The organism is Pseudonocardia sp. (genome assembly GCF_029263155.1).
GTDB lineage: Bacteria > Actinomycetota > Actinomycetes > Mycobacteriales > Pseudonocardiaceae > Pseudonocardia.
The window spans coordinates 1-24,320 of record NZ_JAJCYB010000045.1 but is presented as its reverse complement, the minus strand read 5'-3'; the positions used below and the strand labels follow the sequence as shown (position 1 = coordinate 24,320).

Genomic DNA, 24,320 nt, shown 5'->3' with positions numbered 1-24,320 from the left:
GGGTGACCGGTACATCCGGCGGACGGCCCCGCCGAACCGGTAGCCTCGGCCGCGTCGAACACTGACGGCGCCGTGGCGGGGACCGGCGCGGCGCGCCACGGGGGAGGACATACCGATGACACGGCTGCGGCTGCTCGCGCCGCTGCTGGCGGCGGGGGCGCTGGCCGCGATGGCCGTGGCCACCGTCCGCGGGGCCGGTTGCGACGACCCGGGGTACTACGCGCCGATCGACGGCGGGTACGAGCTGGTCGGGGGCTGCGTGGCCGCGGGCGACCTGCTGGTGCCGAGCTCCCCGACCGAACCTCCCACCGACGTCGGCGCGCCGGACCGGGGCTGACGCCGCCGCGGGGTGACCACCGCGGTGCGGGCGGCGGGGATCCGGGCCCGTGCGGGCCGCGTCACCCCGTCTCGGCTGCCCCGGTCCCGCCCGACCCCTTGCGCCGCGCACGGCGCAGCTCGATCGCCAGGTGCGGCCGCCGGACCCGGCCGCCGCCCCACGCCAGCCACCCACCCGCGCTGATCTGCACGAACCGGTAGTTGACGATCTCGCAGGCGGCGAACAGCGCGAGACCGAACCCGATGATCGGCACCAGCAGGGCGCCGGTGCGGAGATCGAGCGCGGACAGCCCGGTGGCGACAGCCGCGAGCAGTGCCGCGACCGCGAGGCCCGCCTCGCAGACCCGGCACCACCGCAGCGACACCCGCCCGCGCAGTCGCCGGAACCAGAACAGGGAGCCCGCGGCGAGTGCCACCGACACCGCCGCGGCGCCGGCGACGACCCCGGTGGTCAGCGGACCGCGGGAGCCGACCGCGGTGAGGACGGCTGCCGGGAGCAGCACGACGTTGACACCCTCCACGAACGCCAACGACCGCAGCCGCTTCCGCAGCCGGGCGCGGCTGGGCACCGTCGACCCTAGTGGGCGTCGAGCGCGGCGCTCAGGTCCTCGGCCAGGTCCTCGACGTCCTCGATGCCCACCGAGAGCCGCACCAGGTTGTCGGGTACCTCGAGCGCCGATCCCGCCGTCGACGCGTGGGTCATGGCACCGGGGTGCTCGATCAGCGACTCGACCCCGCCGAGCGACTCGGCGAGCGTGAACAGCCGCGTGGCCCCACACACCCGCAGCGCCGCCTCGCGCCCGCCGGCGACGGTGAAGGACACCATCCCGCCGAAGCGGCGCATCTGCTTGGCCGCCACCTCGTGGTTCGGGTGCGACGGCAGTCCCGGATAGAGCACCGCGGAGACGGCGGGGTGCGCGGAGAGCAGCTCCACGATCCGCTCGGCGTTGTCGCAGTGGCGATCCATCCGCACGGCGAGCGTCTTGACCCCGCGCAGGGTGAGCCACGCGTCGAACGGGCCGGGCACGGAGCCCACCGAGTTCTGCGTGAAGAGGATCCTCTCGGCGAGCTCGTCGTCGCCGGTCACGAGCGCCCCGCCGACCACGTCGGAGTGCCCGCCCACGTACTTGGTGGTGGAGTGCAGCACCACGTCGGCGCCCAGCGCGAGCGGGTTCTGCAGGTAGGGCGAGGCGAAGGTGTTGTCGACGACGAGCCGCGCGCCCGCCCCACGCGCCACCTCGGCGACGGCGGCGATGTCGGCGATCCCGAGCAGCGGGTTGGTGGGCGTCTCGCACCAGATCAGCCGGGTGGTCGGCCGCACGGCGGCGCGCAGCGCGTCGAGGTCACCCAGGTCGACGGGGGTGTACTCGATCCCCCAGCCGGCCAGGACCTTGTCGACGAGCCGGAACGTGCCCCCGTAGGCGTCGTGCGGGATGACGAGGTGCTCACCCGGCGTGAGCGCCACCCGCAACAGCACGTCGGTGGCGCCCATCCCGGAGCCGAACGCGATCCCGTGCCGCCCGCCCTCCAGCGCCGCGAGGCATTCCTGCAGCGCGGTGCGGGTCGGGTTGGCCGAGCGCGAGTACTCGTACCCGCCCGTCCGGAGCCCGCCGACGCCGTCCTGGGCGAACGTCGACGACGGGTGGATCGGCGTGATCACCGCACCGGTCGTGGGGTCGGGCTCCTGGCCCGCGTGGATGGCGTTCGTCGAGAAGCCGGGCATGGGCGCCAAACTACGCGCCCGACCGGTCCAACCCTCCCGCGGCCACCATCCGCACGGCGGCCGGCGAGAGGCGCGCGAGCAGCCGCACGGCCTTGGCCTCCGGGGTCACGGCCACCACGGCCGACGAGCGCCGCACCGCGTCCACGATCTCGCGGGCCACGCCCTCGGGCGGGAAGTTGCGGCGCCCGTACACCGCCGCCGCATGCTCCCGCCGCGCCTGCTGCCCGGCGTCGTCGAGGCCGGAGAACGTGCTCGTCCGGGTGATGTTCGTGTCGATCAGGCCGGGGCAGATCGTGGACACGCCGACCCCGTGCGCGGCCACCTCGGGGCGCAGGCAGTCCGACAGCATCGCCACACCCGCCTTGCTGGTGGAGTACGCGGCCAGGTCCTTCGCCGGCAGCCAGGCGGCCGCCGACGCCACGTTGACGATGTGCCCGCCCTCGCCGCGTTCCACCATCCGGGACCCGAACTCGCGGCAACCGTGGATCACGCCCCAGAGGTTGACGTCGAGCACGCGGCGCCACTCCTCCACGGTGGTCGCCAGGAACGTCCCGGAGTGCCCGATCCCGGCGTTGTTGACGACGACGTCGGGCACGCCGTGCGCCGCGGCCACCTCGTCGGCGAGCTTGCGCATGGCCGCCTCGTCGGAGACGTCGACGGTGAACGGGTGCCCGCCGACGGCCCGCGCGGTGCGGGCGGCCGCGTCGGCGTCGATGTCGACGGCCACGACCTCGGCCCCGAGCGCGGCGAACGCGTGCGCCGTGGCCCGCCCTATCCCGCTGCCCGCGCCCGTGACCAGCACGAGCCTGCCGCCGAACTCACCCGGCCTGGCGAGCCGGTCCAGCGCGGGCACCGGGGCGCCGCGCACGTGGTCGGCCAGCTCGGTGATCATCCGCGCCAGCGCCGGACCGTGTGTGAGGGGCGCCCAGTGTGTCGCGGCGAGGGAACGATGCCACAGTCGCGGCGCCCACCGCCGCGCGTCCGAGGCCATGTCCGGGCCGACGAAGTGGTCACCGGTGGCGTGCACGACCTGTACCGGGACGTCGGTCCGCCGCTCGCCGGGGTGGCGCAGGCGGCGGACCACGTTGGCGCGGTAGAGCCGCACGCCGATCTCGCCGTCGGCGCCGCGGCTGCGCACCCGCTCCCGGCGCGAGACCCCCTCGACGCGGGCGAGCAGCACGTCCCAGCCGTCACCCAGCCCGAGCCGCCACGGCAGCGTCCCCAGCCCGGGCACCTGGAACGCGGCGACGTACCAGGACCTCAGCAGCTGGGCCGCCGACGCCCGCGGGTGCGACGTCCAGCCGCGCATCCAGTGCCCGATGTGGTCCAGGCACGGCCCCGCGATCGAGGTGAACGAGGCGATCCGGTCGACGGCGGCCGGGTCGGTGACCAGCTCCCAGGCCAGGATCGAGCCCCAGTCGTGCCCGGCCAGGTGCACCGGCCGCTCCGGCGACACCGCGTCGATCACCGCGCGCAGGTCGGCGGCCAGCTGCTCGATGCGGTACGGCTCGATCCCGACCGGGCAGTCCGAGGCCCCCGCGCCGCGGTTGTCGAAGGTGACGACGCGGAACGTGTCGGCGAGCGCGGCCACCACGTCGTCCCACACCACGTGGGTGTCGGGATAGCCGTGCACGAGCACGAGGGGCGGGTTCGCCGGGTCGCCGGCCGTCCACACGGCGAGGCGGACGTCGCCGGAACGCACGATCTGCTTGGGCATCGAGGGTTCCCTACAGGTCGAGCACGAGCCGGTCGCCGGCCGCGCGGTCGGTACAGATCAGGGTGTCGCCGACGCGGCAGGTGCCGCAGAAGCCCTGGCGGCAGGAGTAGGCGACGTCCGGCCGCACCTCCCGGACGACGTCGAGCGCGGTCCGGTCGGCCGGCACGTCCAGGGTGACGCCGCTGCGGGCCAGCACCAGCCGGAACGGCCGCCCGCCGACGACCGGGGGCGGGCTGAACCGTTCGACATGCAGCGCGGTGGCCCGGCTGCGCGGGAGCTCGGCCACCACCGCGTCGAGCATCGGCGGCGGGCCGCAGGCGTAGACGGCGGCACCGGCGGGTGCGCTGCGCAGCAGCCCGGTCGGCACCCCGGGTCGTCGATGACCTGGCTCATCAGCGGCCTCCCTGCCGATGGTGTAACCGTCGGTTACACCATCGCAGCCGCAGTCCCCGGAAGGCAACCCCCACCCGCGGGCTCGCGCGCCGAACAGTGTCCCGCGCGCTGCCGGCTGCGCGCGAGGGCCGGTTCAGCGCGCGAGCCCGTACCCGTCACCCGGTGAGCCGGCTCAGCCTCCGGACCCGAGGAACGCGAGCACGTCCGAGCGCGTGACGACCCCCGCCGGCTTCCCGTCGACCAGCACGAGCGCCGCGTCGGCCGAGGCGAACGCGCCCATCGCGTTGTCCAGCGCCTCCCCCGCACCGATCGTGGGCAGCGCGGGCGACATGTGCCGCTCGAGGCGGTCCGCGAGCTGCGCGCGGCCGGTGAACAGGGCGTCGAGCAGGTCGCGCTCCACGACCGCGCCCGCGACCTCGGCGGCCATCACCGGCGGCTCGGCCCGCACGACCGGCATCTGCGACACGTGGAACTCCCGCAGGTAGTGCACCGCGTCGGCGACGGTCTCGTTGGGGTGCGCGTGCACGAGGTCGGGCATCGTGCCGTCCTTGCGGCGCAGCACGTCTCCCACGGTGGCGCCCTGGGCAGGGGGCAGGAAACCGTAGCCGGCCATCCAGGCGTCGTTGAAGACCTTGCCGAGGTAGCCGCGGCCGCCGTCGGGCAGCAGCACCACCACCACGGCGTCGGCGGGCAGGTCGGCGGCGACCCGCAGGGCCGCGACCGTCGCCATCCCGCACGAGCCACCGACCAGCAGCGCCTCCTCCCGCGCGAGCCGCCGGGTCATCTCGAACGAGTCGCCGTCGCTGACGGCCACGATCTCGTCGCAGATGTCCTTGTCGTACGTGCTGGGCCAGAAGTCCTCGCCGACGCCCTCGACCAGGTAGGGCCGCCCGCCCCCGCCGGAGTAGACCGAACCCTCCGGGTCGGCGCCGATGATCCGGACGCGGCCGTCGGACACCTCCTTCAGGTAGCGCCCGGTGCCGCTGATCGTGCCGCCGGTGCCGATGCCGGCCACGAAGTGCGTGATGCGGCCCTCGGTCTGCTCCCAGATCTCCGGGCCGGTGCCGAGATAGTGCGACTCGGGGTTGGCCTGATTGGCGTACTGGTTGGGCTTCCAGCCGCCCTCGGTCTCGGCCGCGAGCCGGTCGGACACGGTGTAGTAGGAGTCCGGGTGGTCGGGCTCCACGGCCGTCGGGCACACCACGACCTCGGCGCCGTAGGCGCGCAGGACGTTGCGCTTGTCCTCGCTGACCTTGTCCGGGCAGACGAAGACGCAGCTGTAACCCTTGCGCTGCGCGACCATCGCGAGCCCCACCCCGGTGTTGCCCGACGTCGGCTCGACGATGGTGCCGCCCGGCCGCAGCTCGCCGGAGGCCTCGGCCGCCTCGACCATGCGCAGCGCGATGCGGTCCTTCACGCTGCCGCCCGGGTTGAAGTACTCCACCTTGGCCAGCACCGGGGCGCTGATTCCCCTGGCCACGGATCCGAGCCGGACGAGGGGGGTGTTGCCGACCAGATCGGCGACGTGCTCGACGAAGCGCATGGTGTCATCGTCCCCCAACCGGCCGGCACCGGTGCCGCAGGGCGCGGTCCGGCGCACGCAGGACGTCAACTGGACGAAAAACGAACACCAGGCGTACGGACTCGGACGGGATACGCCGCCGACACCCCGATCGGTACTGCGGAGCGTCGTACGCGCACTACTGTGTGCCACCGCGCGAGCCCCACCCGGGCCGACGGGCACATCGACCGGGTGACTCGGGTCCCGCGCACGCTCCCCACACCTCGGGCACGCCCGGGCACACCCATCTCCCTGCACGGTCCGTGGTGGTGGGAGCTGCACGGCACGGTCATCAGGAGGGGACATTGGGGTGCACGACCCAGACGGGTCCGGGGACGAACACGGCCCGGACCACCACGACGGAGCTCTCGAACGGCTGGCGCGGCTGGCCGCCACGGGCGACACCGCGGCACTCCGGACGTTCTTGTCGGAGATCCACCCGCCCGTGGTGAGGTTCTGCCGCGGCAAGCTCGCCGGGTCCACCGGCATCCTCACCGCCGACGACGTCGTGCAGGACGTCATGCTGGCCGTCTGCGACGCGCTGCCGCGGTTCCGGCCGGAGGGCGCCATCATGGCCTTCGTGATCGGCATCGCCCGGTTCAAGATCGTCGACGCGTTCCGCGCGAGCGGCCGGGACCAGTCGACACCGAGCGAGTCGATGCCCGAACGACCCGACACCGACCCCGGCCCCGAGCTCGCGGCCGTCCTCGCGACGGAGGTGGTGCGCCTCAAGGCCGCGCTGGCGCTCCTGCCCGACCACCACCGGGAGGTGATCGTGCTGCGGGTCGCCCTGCGCTACACGGCCGACGAGGTGGCCGGGATGCTCGACACCACGGCCGGAGCCGTGCGCGTCACCCAGCACCGCGCGCTGGCCCGCCTGCGCACCCTCCTCTCCGACCCCGTCCCGGATGCCTGACCCGCTGTTCAGGGCGCCGGCGTCGCGTCCGACGATCGACCGCCCACGTCGGCGCCCTGATCGACGGGCCGGCCGTCGAGCTCCGCCAGCCGCCGCAGCAGGAACCGGCGCTCCGGCTCGTTGCCCACCAACTCCAGGGCGGTGCGGTAGGCCCGCCCGGCCTCGGAGCGACGGCCCAGCCGCCGCAGCAGGTCGGCGCGGGCGGCGGGCAGCAGGTGGTAGCCGCGCAGCCGGTCGTCGGCGGCCAGCTCGTCGAGGAGCGCGAGCCCGACGGCCGGGCCGTCGCGCATCGCCACCGCGACGGCCCGGTTCAGCGACACCAGCGGCGACGGCGCCACCCGTGCCAGGACGTCGTAGAGCGCCACGATCTGGGGCCAGTCGGTCGTGGCCACGTTCGCGGCCTCGACGTGCACCGCCGCGATCGCCGCCTGCAGCCCGTACGCGCCGGGCGGCCCCCCGGTCAGCGCGCGGACGACGAGAGCGCGGCCCTCGACGATCGCCCCGGCGTCCCAGAGCCCACGGTCCTGGTCGTCGAGCAGCACGAGCGACCCGTCCGGCGCGGTCCGCGCGGCGCGGCGGGCGTCGACCAGCAGCATCAGCGCGAGCAGCCCGGCGACCTCCCGCTCGGCGGGCAGCAGCCGCAGCAGGATCCGGGCCAGTCGGATCGCCTCCGCGGACAGGTCGGCCCGCACGAGCTCGTCGCCCGCGCTCGCCGCGTAGCCCTCGGTGCAGATGAGGTAGAGGACGCGGAGCACGCCGGGCAGCCGGTCCGGCAGCTCGTGCGCCTCGGGCACCCGGAATGGGATGCGCGCGGCGCGGATCTTCCGCTTCGCGCGCACGATGCGCTGGGCCATCGTGGCCGGGGGCGTCAGGAACGCCCGGGCCACCTCCGGGGTGGACAGGCCCGCCAGGCAGCGCAGCGTCAACGCGGTCTGCGCGTCGAGGGGCAGCGCGGGGTGGCAGCAGGTGAAGAACAGCCGCAGCCGCTCGTCGGGGACGTCCTCGTCCGCCTCGGACACCTCGGGGCCGGCCCGGTCGGTCTCCGCCTGCAGCACCGCGAGGCGGGTCGCGTAGGTGCGGTCGCGGCGCAGGACGTCGACGGCCCGCCTGCGCGCGGTCGTCAGCAACCACGCGGCGGGCCGGGACGGCACGCCGTCGACGGGCCAGCGCTCCAGGGCCACCGCGACGGCGTCGGAGGCGACCTCCTCGGCCAGGTCGAGATCGCCGAACTGCCGGACGAGCGTGGCGAGCAGCCGGCCCCGCTCCTCGCGGAAGACCGCCTCGACCGACGAGGCGGCTGCGGAGCCGGCCGCCCCCCGCGTCACGGCTCCTCGAACTCCAGCACCGGCCGCACCTCGATGCGGTTGCCGTTGTGGCTGCCCGGGCAGCGCGCCGCCCAGTCGAGAGCGGCATCGAGGTCGGGGACGTCGAGCAGGTAGTAGCCGCCGAGCACCTCGCGCGCCTCGGCGAACGGCCCGTCGGTGACGACCCGCTCGCCGTCGGCGCGCACCGCGACCGTCGTCGCCGTGGAGACGGGCTGCAACGCCTCGCTCCCCAGCTTGACGCCCGCGTCGGCGACCGCCTTCTCGTAGGCCCAGTAGGCGTTCATCTCGGCCTGGACCGCCTCCTCGGACCAGTCGCCCTCCGCCGGTCCGTAGATCAACAACATGTACTTCATGTCCGGTTCTCCCTGTCTCGGGTCGCACGGCCGGGGTGCCGCACAGCATGACGACGAACGGGAACCGGCGGAATCGACAGCCCGGCCCGGATCGGCGAGTGGCTCCCGGTCCGGCGTCACCCTCCGGACGGCCTGCGGTACGTGGTGACCCACAGACCCGGCTCCACCTCGACGTGCCGCTGCACCAGGAACCCGCAGCGGTGATACAGCGCCCGGGCCGGGGTGTTGGCCCGGCCGGTCGACACCGTGACGTCGCCGTCGGCGAGTGCGATCGCGTGCCGCACGAGCGCGGTCCCGACGCCCTGCCGGAACGCCCGGGGGGCCACCACGAGCCGGTCGATGTCCAGGACACCGGCCTGCCGCGTGACCCCGACGGCCCCGAGCAGCCCGGACCCGTCCCGCACGCCGAACCAGTCCAGGCGAGCGGCCGCGAGCGTGGGGAGCGTGTCGTGCAGCCCGGGGATGGCGTCGGACCCGATCAGCGCGGCCTCGACGAGGTACGCCGCGCGCTGCACCGCGAGCAACTCACCGTCGGGCTCCACGGGAACCACGACGTGCTGCGACGAGTGGGACATCCGTACGAACCTAGTGTCCCCCGCCGGAAGTTCACCACGTCTCTCGGCGGCCCAGCTCCCCGCTGACCAAGCCGTCGGACGGCCCGAGTACGCCCGGTACGAGGGCCATCCGACGACCCGGCCAGCGGAAACCTGCATCCACCGATATACGCAACGAACTTCCGGCGGGGGACACTAGTGTCCCGTCGTCCGACGTCGCGCCGCTCAGTCGCGGCGCGGTCGCGTCCCGTCCACCAGCGCGTCCCCGATGATCTCCAGCAGCCGGGTCTGGGTGTCGGCGGCGTCGTCGGGGGCGCGGGCGGCGAGCGCCTGCACCAGCGCGTTGACCAGCAGCGTCTGCGGCACCCGCACCGACTTGGTGATCTCGTCGGTGAACGAGGTCTGCCGCATCCCGCTGACCAGCGTGACGGTCGCCAGCTCGGCCAGCGGCGAGCGCGCGAACGACGTCAGCGCCACGATCGGCGCACCCGCGGCCCGCGCGGCCTCGGCGACGCGCAGCGAGGTACCGGTCGACCCGGTGCCGCTGACGATCAGGCAGGCGTCGTCGGCGCCCAGCAGCCGGGCGCGGATCTGCTGGGTGAGGTGGTCGGGCGGGGCGTCGGCGGGACGGCCGACCGCGGTGAGGCGCATCGCGGCCTCGGCGGCGACCGGCGCGGACAACCCGTTGCCCGCGACGAGGATCTGCCGGGCCCCGACGAGCACCTGCACCGCCCGGTCCACCGACTCCTCGTCGAGCAGCGCCGTCATCACGTCCAGGGACTCGGCGACGGTGCGGTAGAACTCCCGGAACGCCCCGATGGGCGGCCCGCCCGTGGGGTCGCCCCCGCGGTCCATGCCCAGGTCGCGCGCCAGCAGCACCCGCAGCTGGGGGTAGCCGGTGAACCCGAGGCGCTGGCACGCCCGCACGACCGTGGCCCGCGAGACGTCCGCCGCCGTGCCGACGTCCTGCGAGGACGCCTCGATCGTCCACTCCGGGCGGGCGAGGAAGACCTCGGCGACGCGCCGCTCGCTGGGCTGCAGCGTGGGCAGCAGCGACTGGATGCGGGCGACGACCCCGCCCGGGCCCGGCGCGGAACTCACGGAACGGCGCTCACAGAACCGCTTCGGCGGGCTGCCGCGTGGCGCGGGGGTCACCGGAGATGATCCGTTGCCGCACCACGGCGGAGATCTGGTCGACCAGCACCGTGACCACGATGATCACCACGAGGGTGATCCCGATGCGGTCCCAGATGCGGCGCTCGAACAGCTGCGCCAGCAACGACCCGATCCCGCCCGCACCCAGCACCCCCAGCACCGCGCTCGCCCTGATGTTGATTTCGAAACGGTACAGCCAGAACGCCACGACCTCGGGCAGCACCTGCGGCACGACTCCCCAACGCAGCACCTGCAGCGGCCGGGCCCCGCTCGACCGGGCGGCCTCGACCGGACCGGGGTCGATGCCCTCGATCGCCTCGCTGGTGAGCTTGCCCAGCGTGCCGACCGACCCGATCCCGATGGCCAGCGCCCCGGCGAGGGGCCCGAGGCCGAAGATCGGGAGCATCAGCGCGATCGCGAAGATCAGCTCCGGGACCGCACGGATCAGGTTGAGCACCTGCCGGACCCCGAACACCACCGCGGGCGGTGACACGTTGGCCGCGGCGAGGAACCCGAGCGGGAACGACAACAACGCCCCGATCACCGTGCCGATCCACGCCATCTGCAGCGACTCGACCATCAGCTCGAACGACACGGCCCAGTACTCGGGGTACGGGCCGTCGAACGGGTTGCGGGCCACCCCGCCCGCCATCAGCCCGCCGTAGTCCCACAGCGCGCCGGGCGCCTCCAGCACGCGTCCCCACCGGGCGTCGACGACGACGATGCAGGCCAGCAGCAGCGCCGTGCCCAGCAGCCAGCCCAGCCTCGACCGGACCCGGCTCGGGGCCGCGGGCCTCACACGAGCCTCCGTCGGACCGCCCGGGAGAGCTGGTCGATCGCGAACACCACCACGAACAGGGCGACGACGAGCGCCGCGAGGTTGTCGTAGCGGAAGCGCGCCAGCTCCACGGAGATGACGTTGCCGATCCCCCCGCCCCCGACGAGCCCGATCACGACCGACGCGCGGATGTTCAGCTCGAACACGTAGAGGCAGTACGAGAGGTAGTTCGGCGCGATCTGCGGCAGTACCGCGCGGGCCGCCCGCTGGATCCGGTTGCCGCCCGAGGCGTCGGCCGCCTCCAGCGGCCCGAGGTCGACGGCGTCGATCGTCTCGGCGGTGAGCTTGGCCGCGATGCCGAGGTTGAAGAACACCAGGGCCATGATCCCGCCGAGGGCACCGGTGCCGACCGCGGCGACGAACAGCAGGCCGTAGGCGATGTCGGGCAGCGACCGCACGACCGAGAGGGCCGCCTTGGCCGCCTGGTAGACGGCGTTGCCCGGGGCCGTCACCTTGCTCGCCAGCAGCGCGGCTCCCAGGGCCAGCGCGCAGCCGACCACGGAGGCGATCACGGCGATCGACAGGGTCTCCACCCAGGCGGGCCACACCCGGACGATGTAGTCCCAGTTCGGCGGGAAGAACTGGGCGATGATCCGCCTGCCCCGCAGGGTGTCGGTGAACAGCGGCGCCAGCGTGAACTCGATGCCGATCGCCGCCCAGACCGTGATGACGGCGGTCGCGGCGAGCCCGGCCCACAGCGACCACCGGGGCCGGGGTCGCGGGGGTCGGGCCGTGACCTTCTCCAGGACCGTGGTCACCGGAGCAGCACGTCGTCCGCGGTGAGCGAGCGGCCGTAGATCTGCTCGAACACGGCGTCGTCGGCCTCCTCCGCCGAACCGTCGAACACGACCCTGCCCGCGCGCATGCCGATGATCCGGTCCGCGTAGCGGCGGGCCATGTCGAGGAAGTGCAGGTTGACGACGGTCGTATGGCCGAGCTCGCCGCCGATCCGCTTGAGGTCGCGCAGCACCTGGTTGGCCGTGGGCGGGTCCAGCGACGCGACCGGCTCGTCGGCGAGCACGACGCTCGCCTGCTGGGCGATCACCCGGGCGATCGCGACCCGCTGCTGCTGGCCCCCCGACAGCTCGGACGCCCGCGTGTACGCCTTCTCGACGATCCCGACCCGCTCCAACGCCTCGAACGCCAGCTCCCGGTCGGCCGCGCGCGGCATCCCGAGCACCGACCGCCAGGTCGGGGTGGCGTGCAGCCGCCCCATGAGGACGTTGTTGAGCACCGAGGTGCGCTTCACCAGGTTGAACGACTGGAAGATCATCCCGACGCCGGCGCGGAGCTCGCGGAGCCGGCGGCGGCTCGCCCCGTCGACCCGGCGGCCGTCGACCTCCAGGCGCCCGGCCGTCACCGGCACCAGGCCGTTGACGGTGCGCACCAGGCTGGACTTGCCCGCCCCCGACAGCCCCACGACCACCACGAACTGGCCGTGCGCGATGGTCAGGTCGACGCCGTCGAGGCCGCGCACCCCGTTGGGGTACACGACCTCGACGCCGCTGAACTCAATCATCGAGGACGTCGGTCATCCGCCGAAGTTGGCGGCCACCTGGCGCGCCACGTCGAGCTGCTCGAGGTCGGCGGGAACCAGGCCCTCGATCGAGTAGACCGCGTCGAACGCCTCGGCGCCCTCCGGGGTGGCGATCACCGCGGTCATGGCGTCGGCGATCGCGGTGCGGGTCTCCTCCGACAGCTCGCCGCGGACCGAGACGCCGTCGTTGGGGATCTCCTCGGACCACGCGAACACGGTGACCTTCGAGCCGATCTCCGGATCCTCCTCGAGCACCTCGTTGCGTGCGTCGTCGAAGCTGACGCCCACCTCGACGTCCCCGCGTGCGACGGCCAGCACCGAGTTGGGGTGCCCGCCCGCGAACTGGGCGTCGATCCCGGTGAGCGGGTCGATGCCGGTGACGGTCTGGATCTGGGTGGCCGGGTAGTAGTAGCCCGACGCCGAGCTCTCGTCGACGAACATCACCGTGTCGCCCTCGGCGATGTTGCCGATCGCGTCCACGCCGACCGGACCCGCCTCGGCGGTGTCGGTGCCGTTGCAGTAGTTGAACTGGTTGCCCTCCGGGTTGGCCGCCTGGACGACCGGGGTCGTGCAGTACTTCTCGGGGTTGTTGGTCATCCACTGCGTGTGGTAGCTCGACGAGTCCCGGCGCACGGACTGCAGGATCGGCACCGCACCCGCCTGGTCGATGGACTGCACCAGTGCGATCGGGCCGAACAGCCCGATGTCGGCCTGCCCGGTCTGCATCGCGACGACCAGCGCCGCGTAGCTGTCGGTCACCGTGGTCTCGACCGGGATGCCCAGCTCGGCGGAGAGCAGCTCGCCGAGCGCCTCGCCGTCGAGCACGAGCTGGTCGACCTCCGCCGACGGCACCAGCCCCAGCACGAGCGACTCCGGTGGGCCCTCCGACCCGGCCGGTGCCGCGGCGTCGCCCCCGCCGCCACAGGCCGTCAGCAACAACCCGGCAGCCAGCGCGCTGGCCCATCGACCGGTCCGCATTCCCATCGTGGTGCTCCTCGCTTCGGAACGAAGTTTCCGCCGCACACCACCGGTGCAACGATGTTTCCGAACGGTAGCGAGCCGGTCGGCCGCCGACAATGTCCGATATCGAACCTCGACCCGCACGTCACGCACTGTTCATCGGAAGCCGTTCAACGGAAGCCGGGCACCGGACGCCCAGGCCCGGATCGCCGGGTAGAGCCCCTCGACGGTGGCCGCCGCAGCCCCGGCCGGCCCCTGCCGGAGGCCGAACCGGTCGACGTAGGCCGTCGCGCAGCCCCGCTCGGCGGGCCCGGCCAGGTCGTTCTCCCACACGTCACCGACGCTGAGCAGCCGCCACGGCTCGCCCTCGATCCGGAACCGGCCGAGCAGCTCGTCGAGCACGGCCGCCATCCCGCCGGGCTTGCCCGCGTCCCCGATCGTCTCGTCGACGACGTCGTCGAGACCGAGCCGAGCCAGCAGCACCTCCAGGCCGAAGGCCGGGGCGTTGGTCAACAGGACGACGTGCACGGCGGGTCGCAGTTCCGCCAGCAGCGCGACCAGCCCGCACGGTGCCTCGACCTCGACCTCACCGGCCAGCAGCGCGTCGCGGCTGGCGAGGTAGGCGCCGGAGACCTCGGCCGCGGCGAGGCCGCACCGGGCGGCGTGGGCCTGGACGAGCTGATAGGCATCCTGCGCCCGGCCGCGCACCTCGCCGGCCAGGAAGGCGGCGAGGTCGGCCGCCAGGTCGTCGCGGTGCGGTGCGGCCAGCCGGGCCCCGACCTCCGTGGCGTAGCGCCTGGCCGGCCCGTCGCCGAGGCAGACGGTGCCGTCGAGGTCGAGCAGCAGGACACGACCGGACACGGGGCCTCCAGGTAACAGACGTACACCGTCGTTCTCATCAAAGCGCGTCTGTTACCGTCCGGGCAAGACGGCCGGCGGCGATCGGCCCGTCCGGGGAGCACCCCCTCCCCGGACGACCTCCCGGGCCCGCGATCACCCTCGCCTCGCCCCGGCCTGCGCCCACGACGGCGCGGGTGGCCGGTCGCCCCGGCCGCCTGCACCCCCGTCCCGGCTCGCACACCCTCCGGGGCCCGCACCCGGGTTCGGAGCGGTGTGCCGGCCCCGGGACCTGCGTGCGAGCCGGGCGCTACTCCCGCTCCACCCGTCGCAGCCCGCGGCCGGGCGTCCAGGACTCGATCACCAGCATCGTGGCCTCCGCGTTCAGGCCGGTGAGCACCACCTCGGCGAGATCGGCGCGGAACAGCTCGCCGTCGGGCGCACCCTCCCCCGACACCACGGCGTGCACGGCCCGGCCCGCCACCTTCGCGTCCCCCGGCCAGCCCGCCCCGCCCTCCGGCGGGTCGACCGACGCGCTGTGCAGCGCGAACCGGGGGTCCCGATGCAGGTCGCGACCCTTGCGTGCCCCGGGCATCGACCCGAACGTCAGCTCACCGTCGGTGAACTGCACCTCGATGCCGGAGATCCGCGGCGAGCCGTCGGCCCGCAGGGTGGCGATCGTCTGGTGCTTGTGCGCGTCGAACAGGGCGCGGACGCGGGCGGCGAACTCGGGCTCGGCGGACTCGACGTCCTTCCAGGTGGCCATGGGTGCACCATGCCCCGCAACCCTGACAGGACGCGTCAGCCGGAGCCGGCTACCGTCCGAGGGTGGATCCCTCGCTGGACGGACGGCTGCGGCTCGAGGCCGACCGGTGGCTCACCGTCCGCACCCACGACGGCACCCTGCCGATCAGCTGGAGCGAGCTGGAGGAGTTCGAGTTCGACGGGGCGCCGTTCAAGCTCAAGGACCGCCAGCGCGGCATCCGCAAGCCACGGGAGCTGACGGCCGCTCTGTCGATCACCACGGCATACCCGGCCCCGAATCGGCCGCGTCGCTATGCCGACGAGCTCGGCCCGGACGGGCTGATCCGCTACAAGTGGCGCGACGACGGCCAGGAGTCCGACAACCAGGCCCTGCGCGAAGCCATCCGCCTAGAGGTCCCGCTGATCTGGTTCTTCGGCATCGCGCCGGGCGTGTACAAGCCGATCTATCCGGTCTTCGTGGTCGCCGAGGAGCCCGAGCTGCACCAGTTCGTGATCGCCCCGGACTCGGTGCGCGGGATCGTGGTCCCCGGACAGCCGATCGACGAGCATCTGCGCCGCTACGCGCTGCGGCAGACGAGGCAACGGCTCCACCAGCCGGTGTTCCGGGCGTCCGTGCTGCACGCCTACGAGACCCGCTGCGCCGTGTGCGCCCTGCGCCATCCGGAGTTGCTCGATGCGGCGCACATCGTCGCGGACCGCGAGGAGGGCGGAATCGCCGCGGTCCGCAACGGCCTCGCCCTGTGCAAGATCCACCACACCGCGTACGACGTGTCGGTGCTCGGCATCCGCCCCGACCTCGTCGTCGAGATCCGTTCCGACATCCTGGCCGAGATCGACGGGCCGATGCTGGAGCACGGGCTGAAGCGGCGGCACGGCGAGCCGTTGATGGCGGTGCCCCGATCGCGCACCGACCGGCCCGCCGTGGAGTTGCTGGAACAGCGCTACGCCGCGTTCCGCTCGGCGGGCTGAGGCGCGGCGCACGTCACGTTCGGTACCGGTTACCCGCGAGTACTCTCGCGATGACCACTTCCCGCGACCAAGGAGACCGACGATGCCCGAAGCAGTGATCGTCGCAGCGGCCCGATCCCCGATCGGCCGGGCGTTCAAGGGGTCGCTCGCGAGCATCCGCCCCGACGACCTGACCGCCCAGATGGTGCGGGCCGCGCTGGACCAGGTGCCCGCGCTCGACCCGACCGACATCGACGACCTGATGCTCGGCTGCGGGCTGCCCGGTGGCGAGCAGGGCTTCAACATGGCCCGCATCGTCGCGGTGCTGCTGGGTTACGACACGCTGCCCGGCACCACCGTCACCCGCTACTGCTCGTCGTCGCTGCAGACCACGCGGATGGCGCTGCACGCGATCAAGGCGGGCGAGGGTGACGTGTTCGTCTCCGCGGGCGTCGAGACCGTGTCCCGGTTCAAGGCGGGCAACTCCGACTCGCTGCCCGACACCCACAACCCGTTCTTCGCCGACGCCGAGGCCCGCACGGCCGCGTTGGCGGCCGGTGGCGCCGAGGGCTGGACCGACCCCCGCGAGTCCGGTGTCGTCCCCGACGCCTACATCGCGATGGGGCAGACCGCGGAGAACCTGGCGCGCGCCAAGGGGATCACCCGCGAGGACATGGACCACTTCGGCGTCCGCTCGCAGAACCTGGCCGAGAAGGCCATCGCGAACGGCTTCTTCGCCCGCGAGATCACCCCGGTCACGCTCGCCGACGGCACGGTCGTGTCCACCGACGACGGCCCGCGCGCCGGCACCACCTACGAGGGCATCTCCGCACTCAAGCCGGTGTTCCGGCCCGACGGCCTGATCACCGCGGGCAACGCCTGCCCCCTCAACGACGGGGCCGCCGCACTGATCATCATGTCCGACACCCGGGCCGCCGAGCTGGGCCTCACCCCGCTCGCGCGGATCGTCTCCACCGGCGTGTCCGGGCTCTCGCCGGAGATCATGGGGCTGGGCCCGGTGGAGGCCTCGAAGCAGGCACTGGCCCGCGCCGGGATGAGCATCGACGACATCGACCTCGTCGAGATCAACGAGGCGTTCGCCGCGCAGGTCATCCCTTCGGCCCGGGACCTGGGCGTCGACGAGGACAAGCTCAACGTCAACGGCGGCGCCATCGCGGTCGGCCACCCGTTCGGCATGACCGGCGCCCGCATCACCACCACCCTGCTCAACGGTCTGCGCAGCCACGACAAGACCATCGGCCTGGAGACCATGTGCGTCGGCGGCGGTCAGGGCATGGCCATGGTGCTCGAACGCCTCAGCTGACACCGGACCGAGAACGAACGCGGCCGGCGCCCCGAGGGGTGCCGGCCGCGGTGTCGTGCGGGAGGAGCTATTCGCCGCGCAGGTAGCTCAGCAGGCGCAGGATCTCGATGTAGAGCCACACCATGGTGACCATCAGGCCGAACGCGATGTACCAGGCGAACTTGGCCGGGGCGCCGCCCTTGATGGCCTGGTCGGCCATGTCGAAGTCGAGCAGCAGGCTGAACGCCGCGACGCCGATCACCAGCAGGCTGAAGCCGATGGCCAGCGGGCCGCCGTCACGCAGCCCGGTGTTGACGCCGAACAGGCTCATCACCAGGTTGAAGATCATCAGCACGACGACGCCGACCATGGCGCCGATCAGCCACTTGGTGAACTTCGGTGTGACACGCACCGCTCCGGTCTTGTAGACGACCAGCATCCCGGCGAACACGCCCGCGGTGCCGACGATCGCCTGCAGCGCGATGCCCGGGTAGACGTTCTCGAACAGGCCGCTGATGCCACCCAGCGCCACGCCCATGGCGCCCGAGTACAGCAGCACCAGTGGAGCACCGCTCCAGGCCGGCTTGAAGATCAGGACGAGGGAGACGATGAGTCCGACGATGAACGCCGGGATCGCGAGTGCGTAGAGCCCGGACACGGCGGTGAGGGTGCCGAGTACCAACGCGGTGCCCGCGCTGAGCCCGGTCTTCATCACGACGTCGTCGATGGTCAGGGGGCGCTCACCGCTGCCGGCGCGCCCGTGGTCGACCTGTGCGGCCCGGGAGTCGGCGTAGGCCGTCGCGCCGCCCATGCCGCCCTGGCGGTCGAACGAGGCGTAACCGCCGCCCCGCCCGCCGGGCAGGTTGCGGAACGCCGGATTGCTGCTGGTGCGCACCTGAGTCCTCCCTCGTGAAGTGCTGTGCATCCTGTCCAACGCGGAAGCGCTTGTCGACGTTCCCGGCGCGGGTAAAACAGATTTTACGCGGCGGCGGCGCCGCCTCGCGGCGGGTCCAGCGCGATCCCCGCGTCCTCCAGGGCGGCCTCGGTCAGCAGCCTCGCGAACGCGCGGTCGCGGTCGGCGGCCGCGCCGAGCGGCGGGTCGGGCACCCCGGCCACGCGGCAGGCGTCGAGCAGCGCGTCGTCGTAGGCGGCGAGCAGGGCGACCCGCCGCAGCTGGGTGTGCTGGGGGCGGGTGCGGATCTCGAGGCGCAGCCTGCGCACGTCGGACACCACGGTCTGCAGCGAGGGCCCCAGCGGCATCCGGTTCCGCCTGCGTCGCTCGTCGAACCGCGCCCAGGCAGCCGGCAGCAGCCGCAGCGCGATCCAGAACACGACGGTCGGTGCCGCTGCGACGACGAGAAAGAAGAGCAACCCGGTGAGTGCCGAGCGGTCACCCGCCACGCCCGCCATCCTACTCCCGGCCACACCCCTGCCGACGGCGATCGCGCCCGCGTCGTCCGTCCCTCCCGGCACATCCGGAACACCACGCCCATCGACCCCACCGCGCCGGCCACGGCATAAGCTCGGACGATCAGCGGGCGGAGCCGCCCGCGGTGAGGGGTGTGGACAACCATGTGGGCGTTCTTCTCGCGACGGTTGCGGATGTGGCTGATCCTGGCCGTCGGCGCGCCGATCCTGGGCCTGCTGCTGGGCAAGGTCGGCGACCTGGTCGAGGCCCGGCGGGGCCCGAACAACGTCAGCAAGGTGCTGCACACGGGCCGTCGCTGGCTGCAGCGCAACGCGAAGGGTCCGCTCGCGGCGCGCACGGCGGCCGACCCCGCCGGCCCCCGCGACGCCGGAACGCCTGCGCGCTGACGGTGACCACCTTCGTCCTCGTGCACGGCGCGTGGGGCGGCTCCTACGGGTTCCGCACCCTGCGCAGGCTGCTGGCCGCGGCCGGGCACGAGGCGCTGGCGCCGAGCCTCACCGGGCTCGGCGAGCGCAGCCACCTCACGGGCCCGCACGTGGACCTGTCGCTGCACGTGCGCGACGTCGTCAACGCCGTGCGCTACGAGGACCTCGACGGCATCGTGCTGCTCGGCTTCTCCTACGGCGGCATGGTCGTCACCGGCGCGCTGGAGCAGATCGGCGTCCGGGTGCGCGAGCTGGTGTACCTCGACGCGTTCGTCCCCGACGACGGCGACAGCGTCGCGTCCCTGACCGGCGGCGCGCTCGGGGGCGGGAGCGACGAGCTCGGCGCGCCCTGGTCGGTGCCCGCGCTGCCGCGCGAGTTCGACGACCCCGCAGTGGCCGCGTGGTCCAACCCGCGCCGCCACGCCCAGCCGCTGCGCACCCTCACCGAGCCCGTGCGCGTCAGCGTGCCGGTCGAGCAGCGCGCGCTGGGCCGCACGTACATCCGGGCCACGGCCGACCTCAACGGCGCCCTGTTCGACGCCTCCGCGGCCCGCGCCCGGACCTCCCCGGCGTGGCGCTACCACGAGATCGCGACCGGTCACATGGTTCCGGAGAACCGGCCGGCCGAGCTGGCGGAGCTGCTGCTCGCCCGCTCGTAACGGGTCCACCACGGACGGCGATCAGGTAACGGTCGTCACGTAGGGGGATCCATGGAGAACTCGGCACGCGGGCTCACCATGCTCGAGCCGGACCACAAGGTCGTCGTCACCGGCGAGGAGCACCACCAGCCCGCGCTCACCCGGTACGCGCCGCGCACCGACGGCCGCGCGCGCCGTGTCGCCGTCGAGCTCGGCTTCGCCACAGCCCCGCGCGGCGGTCAGGTGATCGAGGTCCGGCTCGACGGCCGCCCCGTGGGCTGGCTGACGCCGCTCATGTCGCAGCGCTACGGCCCCCTCGTCGACGAGGTCCGGCGCCGCGGCGACCGCCCGGGCGCCGTCGCTCTCGTGATCGACGGCCGTCGCGGCGTCGAGGTCGAACTGCGCCTCCCGGACGCACCGGTCGGAGCGTCCGCGCCCCGGCCGCCCGGGCACCCACCGGTCCCGGGCCCCGACGCGGGCCGCCCGGAAGGGCGCCGTCGCGGTCGCCTGCCGCTGCTGGTCGGCGGCGGCGTCCTCACGGTGCTGCTGGCCGTCGGCGCCGCGGTCGGCGGGGGCGCGGACGAGTCGGCGACGACCGCCTCGGCGAGCCGGGCGACGGTCGACGCGGTGTCCCCCACGACGACCCGGCCGACGACCGCGCCACCGTCGAGCAGCCCGCCGACGACACCACCGACGGACAGGGCCACGGCCTCCGCCACGGGGGTCGGTCCCGACCCCGTCGACGCTCCCGTCCGGCCGCCGACCCGCACCGCCCAGCCGCGGGTGGCCACGGCCGAGCCGGAACCCGCGCCCGCACCGCAGCCCCTCGCGGCCCCGGCGCCGTCCGGGTGCCACCCGAGCTACACGCCGTGCGTGCCGGACGGCCCCGACCTCAACTGCGGCGACCTCGACGGGCCGTACACGGTGACCGGCCCGGACACGTTCCGGCTCGACAGCAACGACGACGGGATCGGCTGCGAGGGCTGAGCGCCGTCGCCGAGGGGACCCGGCGGCCGAACGGGTCGCCGGTGAGCGGCCTACAACCCGAGGTCCGCCAACCCGAGCAACGCCCGGTACGGCACCCCTTCGGCCTCGATCGCCTCGCGGGCGCCGGTGTCGCGGTCGACCACGGTGGCCACCCCGACCACGACCGCCCCGGCGTCGCGGACCGCCCGCAGCGCGGTGAGCACCGAGCCACCGGTGGTCGAGGTGTCCTCGACGACCAGCACCCGGCGGCCCGCGATGTCCGGGCCCTCGATCAGCCGCTGCAGCCCGTGCTGCTTGGTCGCCTTGCGGACGACGAACGCGTCCACCGGCGCGGCGTCGGGCTCGGCGGCTGCGGCGTGCAGCACGGCGTCGGCGATCGGGTCGGCCCCGAGGGTGAGCCCGCCGACGGCCTCGTAGGCCCAGTCGGCGGTGAGGACGCGGACCAGCCGCCCCACCAGCGGGGCTGCGCGGTGCTGCAGCGTGACGCGCCGCAGGTCGACGTAGTAGTCGGCCTCCCTGCCCGAGGACAGGGTGACGCGCTCGTGCACCACGCCCAGCTCCCGCACCAGCGCGGCCAGCTCCGCGAGCTCGGTGCTCGCCTGCGCCGCGGACGTCATGTGCGGTCCCGGTCGAAGGTGGCGGTGACGCGGCGCACGAGCGCGCGCGGCAGCACGTCCACCAACCCCACGATCGCCTTGTACTGCGGGCTCGGCACGGACACGGTCTTCCCCCTCGCGAGATCGGCCAGTCCGGCGTCGACGACCCGGTCGGCGTCGAGCCACAGCGGGCCCGACCGCGAGCCGACGTCGATGCCGGCCCGCTCGTGGAACTCGGTGCGCACGAACCCGGGACACAGCGCCATCGCCCGCACCCCGGTGCCCTGCAGCGACGCGGCCACCCCCTCGGTGAACGAGGTGACCCACGCCTTGTCCGCGGTGTAGGTCGAGCCCCGCCCGGCCAGGAACCCGGCCACGCTGGAGACGTTGACGACCCCGCCCCGCCCGCGCGCGATCATGCCCGGCAGCGCGGCCCGGGTCAGCGCCAGCACGGCGGTGACGTTGACGTCGAGCTGGCGCGCCAGGTCGGCGGGCGAGCTCTCGACGAACGTGCCGCTCATCGCGAACCCGGCGCAGTTGACGAGCAGGTCGACGGGGTCGGCGAGCCGCGCGGCCACCCGGTCCCGCCCGTCCGCGGTGGACAGATCGGCCGGGAGGACCTCGACGCCCACCCCCGCAGCGCGGGCCCGCTCCGCGGTGGTGCGCAGGCGGTCGACGTCCCGGGCGACGAGCACGAGATCGCGGCCCTCGCGGGCCAGCCGGGTGACGAACGCGGCGCCGATGCCCGCCGTGGCACCGGTGATCAGGGCGATGGGCACGCCCCGACCCTACGCCCGCGCCAGGACAGGACCGGCACCGAACTCGGCGGCCCGGGCGCGCCCGCGGGCCGCGCTCCCTGGCGACCTCGCCGACGCGGGCGCCGCGCCCGCCCATGATCGGCGCACCGGAACGGGGAAGCGCGGATTTCGCCGTCGCGGGTTCCGAGGCGCCGATCGACGCGGCCGACGCGCACCGCCCGGTTCCGAACCGGCGATCACCGGCCGCCCCTCTCCCGGCCCCACGACCGTCGGACGAGTGGGACTCTCGGCCGGTGGGTTCGTACGACCGTCCCACTCGTCCGGCGGCCCGGGCGGCCCGGGTCAGAGCACCGTCACCGGGACGCGGTGCAGGCCCGTTGCGCCGGTCGGGACGATGCCGCGATCCGTCACGATCTGCGACCCACCGGCGCCGTCGGTGGCCCGGACCAGCACCGCGCTCGCGCCCGCCGTCGCGGGGCGCCAGTCGAAGCCCCACAGCGCCCAGGACAGCCGGGTTCCGGGGTAGGTGATCGTGGCGTCGGTCCAGGTGCGGCCGTCGTCGGTGCTCACCTCGACACGGGACACGCCGCGGTCGCCGCCGAACGCGGTGCCGCGCAGCCCGACCACGCTGCCCCGGCTCACCTGGGCGGGCGGCGGTTCGGTGATCGTCGAGCGGGTGGGGATCACGAAGTCCGGGCCCCAGCCCTGCGTCTCGTAGAACCCCTCGGCGTCGTAGGTCACCACGTCGACCCTGGTGATCCACTTCAGGTTCTTCTCCCCGTAGAGCCCGGGGACGACCAGGCGCACCGGAAACCCGTGACGCTGCGGCAGCTCGTCGCCGTTCATCCGGTAGGCGAGCATCGTGGTCGGGTCGAGCGCCTTCTCGATCGAGAACGTGTCGGTGTAGCCGTCGACGGCGGTGAGCACCACCTCCACCGCGTCGTCGACCGGGCCCGCCGCGGTGAGCAGGTCGGCCAGCGGCACGCCGGTCCACAGCGCGTTGCTCATCAGCCCGTCGCCGACGCCGTTGGAGATGCACATCAACGTGGTCTCCTGCGTGGTCTCCGGCATCCGGGTCAGCGCGGCGAGGTCGTAGGTCGCGGGCGTGCGCACCGCCCCGCCGACACCGAAGCTCCAGCGTCCGGCGTCGACGCGCGGGTCGACCACGTTCTTGGTCACGGTGTAGAACGCGTCGTTCGGGGTGATCGGGGTGATGCCCGGCCCGGTCACGCGCAGACCGTCGTAGGGGAACGTGGAGCGGTCGTAGAGCGCCGTGCCCAGCGCGCCGGTGGAGGCCGCGAGCCCCACACCGACGACCCCGACCCCGACGCCGCCGAGCAGTGCACGCCTACCCACGGCCGGGGCGCCGGACCCGTCGCGCGCGCCGCGCTCGTCACCCCCACCCGGCTCGGCGGATCCGCCGGATGCCGGGGGTGTGCCGCCACCGGCGGTGACCATCTCCCGCTCGGGCACGGCGGCGGGGCCCGCCACCCCACCCAGCACCCGCAACCCGACACCGACGGCCACCCCGAACAGCCCGAACCCGACGGCCATCGCGGCCAGCGAGACCACCCGTCCGGTGCCCGGGGCGAAGCCGGTGTGGTTCGTGCCCAGGATCGGCCACAGCACGGCGACCGCAGCGGCGTAGAACGCGACGGTGAGGATCGCGAGCAGCCGGTACCCGCGCCGCGCGGAGCGCCGGATCACCAGCGCCACCGCCACCGCGATGACGACGCCGACGGCCAGCTGGCCGCCCGTGCCGCGGAGGATCCCGGCCTGCTTGAGGCCGTTGTAGCCGCCGAACACGCCGAACAGGCCGAAGAACTGGTCGATGGTCAGCAGCGGGGCGATGCGGTCGCCGAGCAGCTCGGCGGGCGGGGCCACCCCGAGCCACAGGCGGGCGATGCCCTGCACGGTCGTCAGGAGCAGCCCGGCGACGAGACCGGCCAGCAGGCCGCGGCCGAGCGTGGCGTAAGGGAAGCGCATGTGATCGACCGTAGGTCCCGGACCTGCGGAAACCGGGTCGTGAACGTGGATCGTCACCGGTACGTCAGCGGTCGGTAAGACCTCCTCGACCCGAGCAGCCGTGCAGATCCGCCGGGCCCGGCCGGGAGCCACCTCGACGGGCTCAGACCCGGTTCCGCAGGTAGTTCATGGGATGATCTCCAGTGGTGACCGTTGATCTTCGTGGGCGGTTGAGGAGTCGGCGCGCAGGTCGAGGGCCCGGATGTCGCGTCCGGGTGGGCGGAGTTCCAGGGCTCGGGGG

27 protein-coding genes are annotated in these 24,320 nt (G+C 73.9%); 7 read left to right on the top strand and 20 right to left on the bottom strand.

Annotation, left to right across the window (positions count from 1 at the left end; translation table 11 throughout):
- The first annotated feature begins 115 nt into the window (after positions 1–115).
- Positions 116–337, top strand: coding sequence for a hypothetical protein (locus tag Q1K26_RS08935; RefSeq protein ID WP_300009119.1), 222 nt, complete (start codon positions 116–118; stop codon positions 335–337).
- 61 nt (positions 338–398) lie between these two features.
- Here Q1K26_RS08935 and Q1K26_RS08930 read toward each other — a convergent pair whose 3' ends face one another.
- From Q1K26_RS08930 to Q1K26_RS08910, 5 genes are all read right to left on the bottom strand, one after another.
- Entirely contained in the window at positions 399–905 is a 507-nt protein-coding gene (locus tag Q1K26_RS08930) for a hypothetical protein (protein ID WP_300009118.1), read from the bottom strand.
- A gap of 8 nt (positions 906–913) precedes the next feature.
- Positions 914–2,059 carry a cystathionine gamma-synthase gene (locus tag Q1K26_RS08925; RefSeq protein ID WP_300009117.1) on the bottom strand — a complete coding sequence of 382 codons (1,146 nt, stop codon included), beginning with the start codon at positions 2,057–2,059 and terminating at the stop codon, positions 914–916.
- A 10-nt stretch (positions 2,060–2,069) separates the two neighbouring features.
- Complete coding sequence (locus Q1K26_RS08920) at positions 2,070–3,776, bottom strand: SDR family oxidoreductase (RefSeq protein ID WP_300009116.1); 1,707 nt, start codon at positions 3,774–3,776, stop codon at positions 2,070–2,072.
- Between the two features lie 10 nt (positions 3,777–3,786).
- A complete protein-coding gene (locus tag Q1K26_RS08915) occupies positions 3,787–4,143 on the bottom strand; it encodes a 2Fe-2S iron-sulfur cluster-binding protein (RefSeq protein ID WP_300009115.1) in 357 nt (118 codons plus the stop codon).
- Positions 4,144–4,341: 198 nt separating this feature from the next.
- Positions 4,342–5,712, bottom strand: coding sequence for a cystathionine beta-synthase (locus Q1K26_RS08910; RefSeq protein WP_300009114.1), 1,371 nt, complete (start codon positions 5,710–5,712; stop codon positions 4,342–4,344).
- 328 nt (positions 5,713–6,040) lie between these two features.
- Here Q1K26_RS08910 and Q1K26_RS08905 point away from each other — a divergent pair, with 328 nt between their 5' ends.
- The gene (locus Q1K26_RS08905; RefSeq protein WP_300009113.1) at positions 6,041–6,646 is read left to right on the top strand and encodes a sigma-70 family RNA polymerase sigma factor; all 606 of its coding nucleotides are present in this window, start codon (positions 6,041–6,043) and stop codon (positions 6,644–6,646) included.
- A gap of 8 nt (positions 6,647–6,654) precedes the next feature.
- Here the strand turns inward: Q1K26_RS08905 and Q1K26_RS08900 are convergent, their stop codons facing one another.
- From Q1K26_RS08900 to Q1K26_RS08855, 10 genes are all read right to left on the bottom strand, one after another.
- On the bottom strand, positions 6,655–7,971 hold the full coding sequence (locus Q1K26_RS08900; protein ID WP_300009112.1) for an RNA polymerase sigma factor: 1,317 nt from the start codon (positions 7,969–7,971) through the stop codon (positions 6,655–6,657).
- A complete protein-coding gene (locus tag Q1K26_RS08895) occupies positions 7,968–8,324 on the bottom strand; it encodes a YciI family protein (RefSeq protein WP_300009111.1) in 357 nt (118 codons plus the stop codon). Before Q1K26_RS08895 ends, Q1K26_RS08900 begins: the two co-directional genes overlap by 4 nt.
- 116 nt (positions 8,325–8,440) lie before the next feature.
- Positions 8,441–8,899 (bottom strand): GNAT family N-acetyltransferase, encoded by a 459-nt coding sequence (locus Q1K26_RS08890; protein ID WP_300009110.1) that lies wholly within the window; start codon positions 8,897–8,899, stop codon positions 8,441–8,443.
- A 204-nt stretch (positions 8,900–9,103) separates the two neighbouring features.
- Positions 9,104–9,979, bottom strand: a complete 876-nt coding sequence (locus Q1K26_RS08885; RefSeq protein ID WP_300009109.1) for a MurR/RpiR family transcriptional regulator — start codon at positions 9,977–9,979, stop codon at positions 9,104–9,106.
- A gap of 10 nt (positions 9,980–9,989) precedes the next feature.
- The gene (gene phnE / locus Q1K26_RS08880) at positions 9,990–10,832 is read right to left on the bottom strand and encodes a phosphonate ABC transporter, permease protein PhnE (RefSeq protein WP_300009108.1); all 843 of its coding nucleotides are present in this window, start codon (positions 10,830–10,832) and stop codon (positions 9,990–9,992) included.
- Complete coding sequence (gene phnE / locus Q1K26_RS08875; protein ID WP_300009107.1) at positions 10,829–11,629, bottom strand: phosphonate ABC transporter, permease protein PhnE; 801 nt, start codon at positions 11,627–11,629, stop codon at positions 10,829–10,831. Before phnE (Q1K26_RS08875) ends, phnE (Q1K26_RS08880) begins: the two co-directional genes overlap by 4 nt.
- A complete protein-coding gene (gene phnC, locus Q1K26_RS08870) occupies positions 11,626–12,390 on the bottom strand; it encodes a phosphonate ABC transporter ATP-binding protein (protein WP_300009106.1) in 765 nt (254 codons plus the stop codon). The genes phnE (Q1K26_RS08875) and phnC overlap by 4 nt, the downstream gene beginning before the upstream one ends.
- A gap of 12 nt (positions 12,391–12,402) precedes the next feature.
- A complete protein-coding gene (phnD, locus tag Q1K26_RS08865; protein ID WP_300009105.1) occupies positions 12,403–13,392 on the bottom strand; it encodes a phosphate/phosphite/phosphonate ABC transporter substrate-binding protein in 990 nt (329 codons plus the stop codon).
- Positions 13,393–13,524: 132 nt separating this feature from the next.
- Entirely contained in the window at positions 13,525–14,229 is a 705-nt protein-coding gene (locus Q1K26_RS08860) for an HAD family hydrolase (RefSeq protein WP_300009104.1), read from the bottom strand.
- A gap of 286 nt (positions 14,230–14,515) precedes the next feature.
- Positions 14,516–14,971 carry a pyridoxamine 5'-phosphate oxidase family protein gene (locus tag Q1K26_RS08855; protein WP_300009103.1) on the bottom strand — a complete coding sequence of 152 codons (456 nt, stop codon included), beginning with the start codon at positions 14,969–14,971 and terminating at the stop codon, positions 14,516–14,518.
- A 62-nt stretch (positions 14,972–15,033) separates the two neighbouring features.
- On the opposite strand from Q1K26_RS08855, the gene Q1K26_RS08850 reads away from it, so the two are divergent.
- Together Q1K26_RS08850 and Q1K26_RS08845 are read left to right on the top strand one after the other, a co-directional pair.
- A complete protein-coding gene (locus Q1K26_RS08850) occupies positions 15,034–15,939 on the top strand; it encodes an HNH endonuclease (protein WP_300009102.1) in 906 nt (301 codons plus the stop codon).
- 82 nt (positions 15,940–16,021) lie between these two features.
- A complete protein-coding gene (locus Q1K26_RS08845; RefSeq protein WP_300009101.1) occupies positions 16,022–17,242 on the top strand; it encodes an acetyl-CoA C-acetyltransferase in 1,221 nt (406 codons plus the stop codon).
- 67 nt (positions 17,243–17,309) lie between these two features.
- Here Q1K26_RS08845 and Q1K26_RS08840 read toward each other — a convergent pair whose 3' ends face one another.
- On the bottom strand, positions 17,310–18,116 hold the full coding sequence (locus Q1K26_RS08840; protein WP_300009100.1) for a Bax inhibitor-1/YccA family protein: 807 nt from the start codon (positions 18,114–18,116) through the stop codon (positions 17,310–17,312).
- A gap of 83 nt (positions 18,117–18,199) precedes the next feature.
- Positions 18,200–18,622, bottom strand: a complete 423-nt coding sequence (locus Q1K26_RS08835; RefSeq protein ID WP_300009099.1) for a hypothetical protein — start codon at positions 18,620–18,622, stop codon at positions 18,200–18,202.
- A gap of 159 nt (positions 18,623–18,781) precedes the next feature.
- Between Q1K26_RS08835 and Q1K26_RS08830 the strand changes: the two genes are divergently transcribed.
- Genes Q1K26_RS08830 through Q1K26_RS08820 form a run of 3 tightly spaced genes read left to right on the top strand, consistent with a single transcriptional unit; the run spans position 18,782 to position 20,700 of the window.
- Positions 18,782–19,036 carry a hypothetical protein gene (locus Q1K26_RS08830; protein WP_300009098.1) on the top strand — a complete coding sequence of 85 codons (255 nt, stop codon included), beginning with the start codon at positions 18,782–18,784 and terminating at the stop codon, positions 19,034–19,036.
- 2 nt (positions 19,037–19,038) lie between these two features.
- A complete protein-coding gene (locus tag Q1K26_RS08825; RefSeq protein ID WP_300009097.1) occupies positions 19,039–19,734 on the top strand; it encodes an alpha/beta hydrolase in 696 nt (231 codons plus the stop codon).
- 51 nt (positions 19,735–19,785) lie between these two features.
- Positions 19,786–20,700: a hypothetical protein gene (locus tag Q1K26_RS08820; RefSeq protein ID WP_300009096.1), complete on the top strand. Its 915-nt coding sequence runs from the start codon at positions 19,786–19,788 to the stop codon at positions 20,698–20,700.
- A gap of 50 nt (positions 20,701–20,750) precedes the next feature.
- On the opposite strand, the gene pyrE is transcribed toward Q1K26_RS08820, so the two are convergent.
- From pyrE to Q1K26_RS08805, 3 genes are all read right to left on the bottom strand, one after another.
- Positions 20,751–21,317, bottom strand: a complete 567-nt coding sequence (gene pyrE / locus Q1K26_RS08815; RefSeq protein WP_300009095.1) for an orotate phosphoribosyltransferase — start codon at positions 21,315–21,317, stop codon at positions 20,751–20,753.
- Positions 21,314–22,075 (bottom strand): SDR family oxidoreductase, encoded by a 762-nt coding sequence (locus tag Q1K26_RS08810; protein WP_300009094.1) that lies wholly within the window; start codon positions 22,073–22,075, stop codon positions 21,314–21,316. Before Q1K26_RS08810 ends, pyrE begins: the two co-directional genes overlap by 4 nt.
- A 321-nt stretch (positions 22,076–22,396) precedes the next feature.
- On the bottom strand, positions 22,397–24,040 hold the full coding sequence (locus Q1K26_RS08805; protein ID WP_300009093.1) for a molybdopterin-dependent oxidoreductase: 1,644 nt from the start codon (positions 24,038–24,040) through the stop codon (positions 22,397–22,399).
- Between the last annotated feature and the right edge of the window lie 280 nt (positions 24,041–24,320).